Source organism: Rhodococcus sp. 05-2255-3B1 (genome assembly GCF_002258545.1).
Lineage (GTDB): Bacteria > Actinomycetota > Actinomycetes > Mycobacteriales > Mycobacteriaceae > Rhodococcoides.
In genome coordinates this window covers 21,554-32,794 of record NZ_NOZC01000026.1, presented here as the reverse complement: position 1 = coordinate 32,794, position 11,241 = coordinate 21,554, and the positions used below count along the sequence as shown (strand labels likewise).

The window sequence follows — 11,241 nt, the reverse complement described above, 5'->3', positions numbered from 1 at the left end:
GCCCCCAACACCAGCACCCCGCCCCGCCCTTCAGCAGATCGACTCCGCCCTGTTCCCAGTGCAATTGGACCACGAACGGTACGGGTGTGCCATTGTCTTGTGACGAGTCACCATCGAACTCAGAACGATGTGGTTATGTCATCACTGTCGAAATCGCCTGCATCCGAACGCAGTTCCGCCAGGATCCGAACGAGCGCCATCAACTTGTCACGCGCCAGCCCGGGGCGTGCGAACACCAGTGAGTTCAGGCGCTCGGTGGCCTCGACCGCCAACGTGCGTCCCTGCTCGGTGATTTCGACCAGCGTGGTGCGCCGATCGCTCGGATGCGGGATGCGTCGAACGTATCCCACCGACTCGAGGCGATCGACAGCGTTGGTCACGCTCGTGGGATGCACCTGCAGACGTGCGCTTGCCTTCGCCATCGGAAGAGCGCCGTTCTTGGTGAAGGTCAACAACGTCAGCAATTCGTAGCGCGAAAAGGTCAGTCCCGTCGGCTTCAACGCTTCCTCGACCCGTGCCAGCATGATCTGCTGCGCACGCATCAACGACGTCACCGCGGCCATACCGTCGGCGGCCTCGGACCAGCCGTGCTTGGTCCACTGGCGGTGTGCCTCTGCAATGGGATCGAGGGGAAGCGGGGACGGTGCTGGCATACCGACCATCCTCCCACGGTGCCCGCTTCCGGCGTCTACCGAATCACGACGCGAGGTACTGCGAGAGGAACTCGATCCGTGATCGCGGTTGTCGCGAGCGAGATCTGCTCTCGGGCTTCGACTGTGCGGGCGGTGTCGGTGTCGCCGGATGCCAGCGCGCGGTCCAGCAGGTCCAGCTGGGTCAGTACGGCATCGACGTTCTCGGAGGACTGTGCCGCGCGACCCACTCGTTCGGCCAGACGTATGCCTGCCTGCACCACCATGGGGCTGCCGGTGCCGTAGATCCGCACGGCATCGAGGGCATGGTCGATCAACGACGGAACGGCAACTCGGCGGGTGATCACCCGCACGGTGCCGTCGGAGCCGCGACGAGCACGAGAGGGCATGGGGCGCTGGACGACTGCGACGAGCCCGACCGTGAGATCGTCGATGGCATTGCGTGCCGTGTACGGATCGTTGACCCCCGTCGACAGAGCGCGTACCGCCATTTCGGTCATCTGCTCGACGGCGAAAGCGATGTCGTGTCGGGGTGTTCGACTGGTGCCGATGTCGAACGACCCTCGAACTCGTCCGATCGCGTCCGCCGAGATGTCTGCCGAGCGATCTGCCAGGACGTCGGCGAGCGGTTCACCGGCAACGACATGGTCACCGGGTACTCGATGAATGTCGATCAACGTGTCGGTGTCGGCAGCGATGTCCAACAAGCCGTTTTCGTCGATGTCGATGATCACCCCGGACTCCTCGGCCAACACCGTCGTGTAGACGGGCGGCTTGACGATGCCCTCCGCCGATGCCGCATCGGCGGGCTGCTCGGGTGGGTAGAGCGCGTCGACGGACTCGGACAGTTCGTCCCGGACGCGGGCGGACAGCGTCGCCACCTGGATCGACTGCGCGATGTGATGGATGAAGTAGACGAGCACACCCACGTCGACCACCGCGAGCGCCACCGCGACGTTGACGGCGATGTCCGGCACGAAGACCGACCCGTCGGATTCGATCGAGCGAATCGACCGCAGCACCATCAGCGAGTACAGGAACGTGGCACCGAAGATGCCGAGCACCACCTGGTTCCCGCGATCGGCCATGAAGTTGCGCACCAGGCGGGGGCCGTACGAGGAGCTGGCGGTGGCGAGAACCGAGATGGTGATGGAGAACGACGTCGCCGCCACGCCGAGCATCGACCCGCCGATCGCACCGAGGATGTCGCGGCTACCGCTGGCACCCACGTGATAGAGCAGCGAGCCCGTCAGATCCACGCGGGTGTCCAGCAGGTAGCGATCCAGACTCACCAGTGCCTGCGCCAGGACGAGTGCGACAACTCCGAGGACGGCAGGAATGAACCAGAACGATTCTCGCAGCTTGGCCAAGTGTTCCTTCATGACGCACAGTCTTCCCCTGGGCGTCCGAACCAACCCTCGGGGTTCGAATCACGGCGATCGAAACTGTGGGCCGCGTCCACTCGATGCGGCATCGTCATCGGTGATGCGGGTGTGGCCGAGTGGCTAGGCACCGGCCTGCAAAGCCGTTCACACGGGTTCGAATCCCGTCGCTCGCTCTGTTCGATCGAGGCCGACCAGCAATGGTCGGTCTCGATTCGTTTCGCCTCAGGCCAGCAGAGCGGGCTTGCGTGCCACGGTGACGGCCCAGTCCGCGTCGTCGTGCCAGGGCCGCAGATCCCAGGTCGCGAATCTGTGTTCGAGGACGAAGCCGGCCGCCGCCAGATCCGCGTCGAGCATGTCGACGGTGTACTCCCGATCGGTGGCGAATCCGGCGACGAACACCCCGCCACCGGTCAGGTGTGCCCAGATGCGTTCGAGCGCTGCGCGTTCGGTTCCGGGTTTCATGAAGACCAGTACGTTGCCCGCGGCCACGGCCGCGTCGAAGTTCCGGCCGAGATCCAGCGTCGTCAGATCGGCGACGTGCACGTCGAGTTCGGAATGTGCGCGCGCTGCCTCGGCCAGAACCGGATCGAGATCCACTGCGGTCACCCGGTGTCCGCGTCGGGCCAACTCCGCGCCGAGTCGGCCGGTGCCGCATCCTGCGTCGAGAATGCTCGACGCGGGGGAGACCACCGCGTCGACCATGCGGGCCTCGCCGTGCAGATCCACACCGCGTTCGGCCAGGCGGTCGAAACGCTCGATGTAGCGTGCGGAATCGTCTGCGGAGTTCTCGGCCTGCCAGCGTGTGGTCACCCCGTCAGGGTAGGTCAGCTCAATTCCTCGAGGGCGGACTGGGCTTCGGCGACGCGAGCGCGGGCCGCCTCGAGTGCCTCCGCCGTCGACTCCGCCTGTAGGACACTGGCCTCGTTCGCTTCTCGAGCAGCCTGCGCTGTGGACCTGGCGGCCTCCAACTGGAACTCGATTCGCTCTACTTCCGCTGCAGCACTGTGTAATTCGGACGCCGTTCGTTCGGTGTCGGCCCGGGCGTCCTCGGCTTCGGTTCGTGCGGCATCGAGATCGGATTCGGCCGATTCGAGTTCGGCGAGCAGCCGGTTCCGTTCGGCTTCGTCCGCTTCCTGCCGGTCGTCCTCGATCTCCGAAGACGGCGAGTCGGACTCGTCGGACTCGGCACCGTCATTCTCGTCGGGCGGGTCGGGAACGAGGGAGAGCAGCGCAGGTCCGAAGCCGCTGTACGTTTCGGCCACTACGGTTCGGCCGGCACGCACGCGGTCGCGTATCTCGGCATCGGCCATCGCTGCGTTCAGGGTGTTGGAGATCTCGCGGGCAGCGTTGTCGCCGACGGTGGTCCCGGTCTCGCGTCCCAGCGAGACTGCACGATCGGTCAGGGCGCGTATCGAAGTGCTTCGAGCAGTGGACAATTCACGCAGCCGGGGGCCGTCGCCGCGCTGCTGGGCTCGTTCGAGTTGCTCGCCCAGATCGAACAGTTCGGCCAGAGCCGATTCGTCTCGCCGAGCGAGTGTGTTCACCAACCACGCCACGACCGTGGGCTTGCGGAGGGCACCGATGCGGGTGGCACCGGCTTTGTCGCCGGCCTTCTTGAAGCGGGAAACGTATGCGGTGCGGTGCGAGACGAAATCGGTGGGAGGGAGCGAATACAGATCGTCGACGACGGTGTCGATGTGGGGGAGATCCTCGGACATCGAAGTCCACCGTCTCGTTCGAGCAGTCACCGTACGACAGTGAACTGCGTGAAAGATGTGTGCCCCCGGCAGGATTCGAACCTGCGGCCTTTCGCTCCGGAGGCGAACGCTCTATCCCCTGAGCTACGGGGGCGCACCGGACGAACCGGTGTGCCTGTTGGGCTGTACGAAAGACTAGCGCATCCGGGACGCGAGTCGAAATCACCCCTCGGGCAGCGGCTGCGCACCCTTCTCGGCGAGCATCTGCTTCATCAGCGTCGACTCGCTGGTCTGGGTGGCAACCATGGACTTCGCCAGATTGATCACCGCAGGTGACTGCGCGTGCGTCTGCGCGTACTCCATCATCGCCAGACCGCCCTCGTGGTGGCGCAGCATGAGCTGGAGGAACATCACGTCGACGTCCGAGCCGGTGGCTTGCCGAAGCGCGGCGAGTTCGGCCGAACTGGCCATTCCCGGCATGGCGCGGGTGGGGTCAGAGGATCCGGGATCCATGGACATCCCGCCCATCGAGTGACCGTGCGAGTCGTCCTCGGCCATCCAGGTCATGTAGCCGTCGGTCGAGATCGGTGCTCGATCCCACAGGGCCAACCAGCCCTGCATCTGTCCCACCTGGTTCTGCTGCGAGGTCAGCATGTCGAACGCCAGGTTCTTGACGGCCTGATCGGAGGCGTTGGTCAGCGCCACCGCGGCCATCTCGATGGCCTGGTTGTGGTGCACGGTCATGTCCTGAGCGAAGCCGACATCGACCGAGTCCGCGGCCGGTGCACTGTCGTCGCCGCCCAGTGGACTCTGCACCAGGAAGCCCACGGCGAAGCCGATCGCGAGGACGGCGATCAGCGCGAGGGCCACCAGCGCGGTGCGCTGGCTCGGCTTGGTCGCGGACGTGGTGGCCTCCGCATTCTCGGTCGGTGTCGGTGCGGTCATCAGTTCGCGGGGATCTGGAGATCGCTGGGCAGCTGCATCCCGCCGGCGCCACCGGCCTCGCTGGCGTCGGGAGTGATCCCGGCACCGTCCATCGGCACCGCGTCCGCGCCGGGAGCGGAGGCATCGAACAGCGGCGGGTTGTCGGGATCGAAGCCGTCACCGCTGGTGTTCGGGACGGACGCGCAGCTGGCACCGACCTCCGGGTAGGCGAAGCGATTGAGTCGAAGTGCAGAGATGAACTGTCCGATGCGTTCGTCGTCCACGCTGTCCAGCTTGAGCTGGTGGCCCCACGACTGCAGCGAGACCGGGGAGTCGAGGCCGGGGTACGGCGACATCATCATCTGCGTTTCACCGTCGACGCGATCGGCCAGCGACTGGATCTGGTCCGCGTTCAGGTCGTCGGGGTTGTAGGTGACCCAGACGGCACCGTGCTCGAGCGAGTGCACGGCATTCTCGGTGCGAATTGCCTCGGGATAGACGATTCCCGTGCAGGTGGCCCACACGGCATCGTGCGGTCCACCGAACGGCGGCGACTGGTCGTAGGCGACCCGCTGCGTGCGCCCGACGTGTAGAGCCGCGGGGTACTCCTGCACGGTCACACCCTCGATGCCCGTCGACGGATCCTGATTGGCCTCGCTGGGTGCGAACTTCTGCGCCTCGGCTCGGTCCTGGTACTTCGGATACAGATTGATCCCGAGGCCCGCTACGAGACCGACGACAACGACGACACCGGCAACCGTCAGCCAGGGAATCTGCCTGCCCGTGGCGGTGGGCACACCGCCCTTCTTCTTGCGAGCTGACTTCTTGTTGGCTGCATTGATGGCTTTGTCTGCCTTCGCAGCCGACTTGTTCTGACTGCCTTTGTCGGGACCCGTTGGCATCGCTGTAGTTGCTCTCTCAGTCGAGGAAAGGTGGTGGTCGGTTGCGCTGGTGCTGCGTATCTGCTGGTGACGGCATCATTGGATGAGCGTCCGCGCAGAGCGTCCTCACTGTACGTTCTCTGCCTGAGAGCGTGCTCAGAGCCTGCGCGGACCGCGTCGGCCGAGGCTGCTCGCGGGCAGACGGGCAGTGGATGCGAGGACGCCGCGCACCAGCCAATAGGATAGCTACCTGTGACTCCCGCCGATCTTGCCGAACTGCTTCACGCGACCGCCGCGAAGGTGCTTGCCGACCGCGGCCTGGATGCATCCGTCCTGCCTGCGAAGCTGACCGTCGAGCGTCCCCGAAATCCCGAGCACGGCGACTACGCAACCAACGTGGCACTGCAGGTCGCGAAGAAGGCCGGAGCCAATCCCCGCGACTTCGCCGGCTGGCTCGCCGAGGCTCTCGCCGCCGACGCCGCCATCGCCGATGCCGACGTCGCAGGGCCCGGATTCCTGAACATCAGGCTGGCCGCCGCAGCGCAGGGCGAGATCGTCGCCCGCGTACTCGCCGCAGGTGCGGCATTCGGCAACGGTTCCACGATGGCAGGCAAGAAGGTCAACCTCGAGTTCGTCTCGGCCAACCCGACCGGCCCGGTGCACCTCGGTGGTACCCGGTGGGCCGCCGTCGGCGATGCACTCGGCCGCATCCTGACCGCCCACGGAGCAGAGGTCACCCGCGAGTACTTCTTCAACGATCACGGCGCTCAGATCGCGCGCTTCACTCAGTCGCTCATCGCCGCAGCGAAGGGTGAGCCTGCACCCGACAACGGCTACGCGGGTGAGTACATCGCCGACATCGCAGCGCACGTGCTGGCCGAGCGACCCGACGCGCTCGCACTGGACACCGAGGCCAGGGAGGAGGCGTTCCGGTCCATCGGCACCGAGCTGATGTTCGATCGGATCAAGGCGAACCTGCACGAGTTCGGTGTCGACTTCGACGTCTACTTCCACGAGAACTCGCTCTTCGAGTCCGGGGCCGTCGACAAGTCGGTCGAATACCTCAAGACCTCGGGGAGCCTCTACGAGAAGGACGGGGCCTGGTGGCTGCGGTCCACCGACTTCGGTGACGACAAGGATCGCGTCGTCATCAAGAGCGACGGCAACGCCGCCTACATCGCCGGCGACATCGCCTACTTCCAGAACAAGCGGCAGCGCGGCTTCGACCTGTGCATCTACATGCTCGGAGCAGACCACCACGGGTACATCGGACGGCTCAAGGCGGCCGCGGCTGCGTTCGGAGACGACCCCGAGACCGTCGAGGTGCTCATCGGCCAGATGGTCAACCTCGTCCGCGACGGCGTGGCCGTGAAGATGAGCAAGCGTGCCGGAACCGTCATCACCCTCGACGACCTGGTCGAAGCCATCGGCGTCGATGCTTCCCGGTACGTGATGATCCGTTCGTCCGTCGACTCGAGCATCGACATCGACCTCGCGCTGTGGGCGAGCGCGAGCAACGAGAACCCGGTGTACTACGTCCAGTACGCCCACGCTCGCCTTGCCTCGCTCGCACGCAATGCCGCCGAACTGGGAATCAGCGCTCAGCAGCCGGATCTGAGCCTGCTCACCCACGAGCAGGAAGGCGAGTTGATCAGGACGATCGGCGAGTATCCACGAGTGGTGGCCAGCGCCGCCGAACTACGCGAACCACACCGGATCGCCCGCTACCTCGAGGAGCTGGCGGGGGCGTACCACCGCTTCTACGGTGCGTGTCGAGTACTTCCACAAGGAGACGAGGAGCCCGGACCTGTGAACACCGCACGACTGGCGTTGGGGAACGCGACCCGGCAGGTCCTGGCCAACGGCCTCGAACTGCTCGGCGTCAGCGCACCGGAGCGCATGTGAGCGCACATCCGGCAGGACCCAAACATGCCGATTCCCCCGCGAAAGAGTCGATGTCCCATCGCCCGGCCGACGCGTCGGAGATGACGACGCTGCCCGAGCAGGTGTGGCCCCGCAACGCCGAGCGCGGTGAGGACGGCACCGTCCGTCTCGCCGGAGTGTCGGTCACCGAGCTCGCAGAGCAGTACGGCACACCGTTGTTCGTCGTCGACGAAGACGACTTCCGTTCGCGCTGCCGTGAAATGGCGGCAGCGTTCGGGGCACCCGAACGAGTTCACTACGCCTCCAAGGCTTTCCTGTGCGGAGAGATCGCACGTTGGGTGGCCGACGAAGGACTCTCGCTCGACATCTGCTCCGGGGGAGAGTTGGCCATCGCGTTGGCTGCCGGATTCCCGGCCGATCGAATTGCCATGCACGGCAACAACAAATCGGTCGTCGAGCTCGAGGCGGGCGTGCGCGCAGGCGTCGAACATGTGGTACTCGACTCCAACATCGAGATCGATCGACTAGATGACGTCGCCGGAGCGGCCGGCGTGGTGCAGGACGTGCTGATCCGCATCACCGTCGGTGTCGAAGCGCATACGCACGAGTTCATCGCCACCGCGCACGAGGACCAGAAGTTCGGCTTCTCGCTCGCCGACGGCTCGGCGCTCGACGCCGTCCGGCGCGTGTTCGCTGCCGACAACCTTCGCCTCGTGGGACTGCACAGTCACATCGGTTCGCAGATATTCGAGGTCGACGGCTTCGAGCTGGCAGCGCACAAGGTCATCGGGCTGCTCCGAGACATCGTCTCGGAGTTCGGCGTCGACAAGACCTCCCAGATCTCGACGCTGGATCTCGGTGGCGGCATGGGCATTTCGTACGTGCCGACCGACGACCCGCCGCCGGTGAAGCAACTCGCGGCGAAGTTGACCGCCATCGTCGAGACGGAATCCGCCGCGGTGGGACTGCCTGTCCCGACGATCGCCGTGGAACCCGGCCGCGCCATCGCCGGACCGGGCACCGTCACGCTCTACGAGGTCGGCACCATTAAGGACGTCACCGTCGACAAGACGACGCGCAGGCGCTACATCAGCGTCGACGGCGGCATGAGCGACAACATCCGAACCTCGCTGTATCAGGCCGAATACGATTGCCGGCTGGTCTCGCGGACGAGCGAAGCCGAGGCGCTCGTGGCTCGGGTGGTCGGAAAGCATTGTGAGAGTGGCGACATCGTCATCAAGAACACGTGGATGCCAGCGGACGTCGGCCCGGGTGACCTGCTCGCGGTAGCGGCCACCGGGGCCTACTGCTACTCCATGTCCAGTCGCTACAACCTGCTGACGCGGCCCGCTGTGGTTGCGGTCAAGGACGGGCATTCGCGCCTGATCCTGCGGCGGGAAACCATCGAAGATCTGCTCAGCTTGGAGGTTCAGCCATGACATCGAAGCCGATAGGCGTCGCCGTACTCGGACTCGGAAACGTCGGCAGCGAGGTCGTTCGGATCCTCACCGAGAACGCCGAGGACTTCGAGGCGAGAATCGGTGCGCCACTCGAGATTCGGGGCATCGCTGTGCGTCGGGTCGACGGTGATCGTGGAGTTCCGCCCGAGCTGCTCACCGACGATCCGGCCGAACTCGTCGGCCGCGACGACGTCGACATCGTCGTCGAGGTGCTCGGTGGAATCGACATTCCCCGCAAGCTGGTGCTCTCTGCCCTGGAGAAGGGTAAGTCCGTCATCACGGCCAACAAGGCCCTGCTGGCCGAGTACACCGGAGAACTGGCCGACGCGGCCGAGAAGTCGCGCGCCGACCTGTATTTCGAGGCCGCCGTGGCCGGAGCCATTCCCGTGGTTCGCCCGCTGATGCAGTCCCTCGCAGGTGACCGCGTGAACAAGGTCGCCGGCATCGTCAACGGCACCACCAACTTCATCCTCTCGGCCATGGACGAGACCGGAGCGGACTACGCCGAGACCCTCGCCGAGGCAGGGCGTCTGGGCTACGCCGAGGCCGACCCGACCGCCGACGTCGAAGGCTACGACGCTGCATCGAAGGCCGCGATCCTGGCGTCCATCGCGTTCCACACGCGGGTCACGGCCGGTGACGTCTACCGCGAGGGCATCAGCAAGATCACCGCGGACGATCTCGAGACCGCGAAATCCCTGGACTGCACCATCAAACTGCTGGCCATCTGCGAGCGAATCGTCACGCCCAAGGGCAAGGAGCGAATTTCGGCTCGGGTCTACCCAGCGCTCGTTCCGCTGAACCACCCGTTGGCAGCGGTGAACGGTGCGTTCAACGCCGTGGTCGTCGAAGCAGAGGCGGCCGGCCGCCTGATGTTCTACGGCCAGGGTGCAGGCGGTGCGCCGACCGCGTCCGCGGTACTCGGCGACCTGGTGATGGCCGCTCGCAACAAGTTCTACGGCGGACGGGGCCCACTCGAATCCAAGTACGCCAAGCTCAAGGTGGCCCCCATGGGTGACATCCTCACTCGCTACTACGTCAGCATGCAGGTCGCGGACAAGCCGGGCGTTCTCGCCACGGTGGCGGCCGAGTTCTCCAAGCGCGACGTCAGCATTTCCACGGTGCGTCAGCAGGGCTCGGGCGACGGAGCCAGGCTCGTCGTCGTCACGCACCTCGCGGCCGATTCCGCACTGTCCGACACCGTTGCATCCCTCGAGCAGCTCGACGTCGTCGTCAACGTCGCCAGCGTTCTCCGATTGGAAGGCACCACCGTATGAGCGTCCACACCCCCTGGCCCGGTCTGATCGAGGCATACCGCTCCCGTCTGGCGATCGGCCCGGACTGGAAGACCGTCACGCTGCGCGAGGGCGGAACGCCGTTGTTGCCTGCCGGGCACCTGTCCGAACTGACCGGGTGCACAGTGCATCTGAAGGTCGAGGGACTCAACCCCACCGGTTCCTTCAAGGACCGAGGGATGACCATGGCCGTCACCGACGCGCTCGCCCGAGGCCAGGAAGCCGTTCTCTGCGCCTCGACCGGCAACACCTCGGCCTCCGCGGCAGCGTACGCGGCCAAGGCCGGAATGAGCTGCGCCGTGCTGGTTCCGCAGGGCAAGATCGCCATGGGCAAGCTCGCTCAGGCAGTCATGCACGGAGCCAAGATCATCCAGGTGCAGGGCAACTTCGACGATTGCCTCGAACTGGCCCGCAAGACGACGGCCGAGTTCCCGACCATCGGCTTGGTCAACTCCGTCAACCCCGTCCGCATCGAAGGGCAGAAGACCGCAGCCTTCGAGATCTGCGACGCCCTCGGCGACGCACCGGACATCCACGCACTGCCGGTCGGCAACGCGGGAAACATCACCGCGTACTGGCGTGGCTACTCGGAGTACTTCCGTGACGGTCTCACCACGCGCAAGCCGCGGATGCTCGGAGTCCAGGCCGCGGGCGCGGCTCCTCTGGTTCACGGTGCGCCGGTGAAGGATCCGGAAACGATCGCCACCGCAATCCGGATCGGTTCGCCCGCATCCTGGAACGGTGCCGTCAATGCCAAGGAAGAGTCGAACGGAGCATTCCGCGCAGCGACCGACGAGGAGATCCTCGAGGCGTACCGGTTGATCGCGAAGACCGAAGGTGTGTTCGTCGAGCCCGCCTCCGCGGCCAGTGTCGCCGGACTCCTGGCAGCTCGAAAGGAAGGCTGGCTGGAGCCGGGCCTGACCGTCGTGTGCACGGTCACCGGAAACGGCCTCAAGGATCCCGACACTGCGCTGTCGGGAATGCCTGTCGTAGAGCCGATTTCGGTCGATCCCGTCGCTGTCGCGGCTGCGCTCGAGCTGGCCTGAGTTGACGGAATCTCCGGCC

The 11,241-nt window shown here is 65.7% G+C and carries 10 protein-coding genes and 2 tRNA genes; 5 read left to right on the top strand and 7 right to left on the bottom strand.

Annotated features, from left to right (window positions below; all coding sequences use genetic code 11):
- Positions 1–119: 119 nt before the first annotated feature.
- Complete coding sequence (locus tag CH249_RS14585) at positions 120–653, bottom strand: MarR family winged helix-turn-helix transcriptional regulator (protein WP_032393535.1); 534 nt, start codon at positions 651–653, stop codon at positions 120–122.
- Positions 654–688: 35 nt separating this feature from the next.
- Positions 689–2,032, bottom strand: a complete 1,344-nt coding sequence (locus tag CH249_RS14580; protein ID WP_094681730.1) for a DUF2254 domain-containing protein — start codon at positions 2,030–2,032, stop codon at positions 689–691.
- Positions 2,033–2,137: 105 nt separating this feature from the next.
- Between CH249_RS14580 and CH249_RS14575 the strand changes: the two genes are divergently transcribed.
- A tRNA-Cys gene (locus CH249_RS14575) sits at positions 2,138–2,208 on the top strand.
- 49 nt (positions 2,209–2,257) lie between these two features.
- On the opposite strand, the gene CH249_RS14570 is transcribed toward CH249_RS14575, so the two are convergent.
- From CH249_RS14570 to CH249_RS14550, 5 genes are all read right to left on the bottom strand, one after another.
- Positions 2,258–2,845: a class I SAM-dependent methyltransferase gene (locus CH249_RS14570; protein ID WP_094681729.1), complete on the bottom strand. Its 588-nt coding sequence runs from the start codon at positions 2,843–2,845 to the stop codon at positions 2,258–2,260.
- Between the two features lie 14 nt (positions 2,846–2,859).
- On the bottom strand, positions 2,860–3,753 hold the full coding sequence (locus CH249_RS14565; protein WP_094681728.1) for a hypothetical protein: 894 nt from the start codon (positions 3,751–3,753) through the stop codon (positions 2,860–2,862).
- Between the two features lie 60 nt (positions 3,754–3,813).
- Positions 3,814–3,886: transfer RNA gene (locus CH249_RS14560), tRNA-Arg, on the bottom strand.
- A 68-nt stretch (positions 3,887–3,954) separates the two neighbouring features.
- Positions 3,955–4,677: a DUF305 domain-containing protein gene (locus CH249_RS14555; RefSeq protein WP_045194457.1), complete on the bottom strand. Its 723-nt coding sequence runs from the start codon at positions 4,675–4,677 to the stop codon at positions 3,955–3,957.
- Complete coding sequence (locus tag CH249_RS14550) at positions 4,677–5,558, bottom strand: DUF3105 domain-containing protein (RefSeq protein WP_032393508.1); 882 nt, start codon at positions 5,556–5,558, stop codon at positions 4,677–4,679. The genes CH249_RS14555 and CH249_RS14550 overlap by 1 nt, the downstream gene beginning before the upstream one ends.
- A gap of 231 nt (positions 5,559–5,789) precedes the next feature.
- On the opposite strand from CH249_RS14550, the gene argS reads away from it, so the two are divergent.
- The 4 genes from argS to thrC are packed head-to-tail and all read left to right on the top strand — an operon-like array spanning position 5,790 to position 11,222.
- The gene (gene argS, locus CH249_RS14545; protein ID WP_094647094.1) at positions 5,790–7,442 is read left to right on the top strand and encodes an arginine--tRNA ligase; all 1,653 of its coding nucleotides are present in this window, start codon (positions 5,790–5,792) and stop codon (positions 7,440–7,442) included.
- The gene (gene lysA / locus CH249_RS14540; RefSeq protein WP_094681727.1) at positions 7,439–8,860 is read left to right on the top strand and encodes a diaminopimelate decarboxylase; all 1,422 of its coding nucleotides are present in this window, start codon (positions 7,439–7,441) and stop codon (positions 8,858–8,860) included. Before argS ends, lysA begins: the two co-directional genes overlap by 4 nt.
- Positions 8,857–10,158, top strand: a complete 1,302-nt coding sequence (locus CH249_RS14535; RefSeq protein ID WP_032393511.1) for a homoserine dehydrogenase — start codon at positions 8,857–8,859, stop codon at positions 10,156–10,158. The genes lysA and CH249_RS14535 overlap by 4 nt, the downstream gene beginning before the upstream one ends.
- Positions 10,155–11,222, top strand: coding sequence for a threonine synthase (thrC, locus tag CH249_RS14530; RefSeq protein ID WP_027497914.1), 1,068 nt, complete (start codon positions 10,155–10,157; stop codon positions 11,220–11,222). Before CH249_RS14535 ends, thrC begins: the two co-directional genes overlap by 4 nt.
- The last annotated feature ends 19 nt before the right edge of the window (positions 11,223–11,241 follow it).

Coding starts and splice junctions, on each gene's coding strand:
- CH249_RS14585 (WP_032393535.1), bottom strand. CDS start 653: ATGCCAGCACCGTCCCCGCTTCCCCTCGATCCCATTGCAGAGGCACAC.
- CH249_RS14580 (WP_094681730.1), bottom strand. CDS start 2,032: ATGAAGGAACACTTGGCCAAGCTGCGAGAATCGTTCTGGTTCATTCCT.
- thrC (WP_027497914.1), top strand. CDS start 10,155: ATGAGCGTCCACACCCCCTGGCCCGGTCTGATCGAGGCATACCGCTCC.
- CH249_RS14555 (WP_045194457.1), bottom strand. CDS start 4,677: ATGACCGCACCGACACCGACCGAGAATGCGGAGGCCACCACGTCCGCG.
- CH249_RS14565 (WP_094681728.1), bottom strand. CDS start 3,753: ATGTCCGAGGATCTCCCCCACATCGACACCGTCGTCGACGATCTGTAT.
- CH249_RS14550 (WP_032393508.1), bottom strand. CDS start 5,558: ATGCCAACGGGTCCCGACAAAGGCAGTCAGAACAAGTCGGCTGCGAAG.
- CH249_RS14535 (WP_032393511.1), top strand. CDS start 8,857: ATGACATCGAAGCCGATAGGCGTCGCCGTACTCGGACTCGGAAACGTC.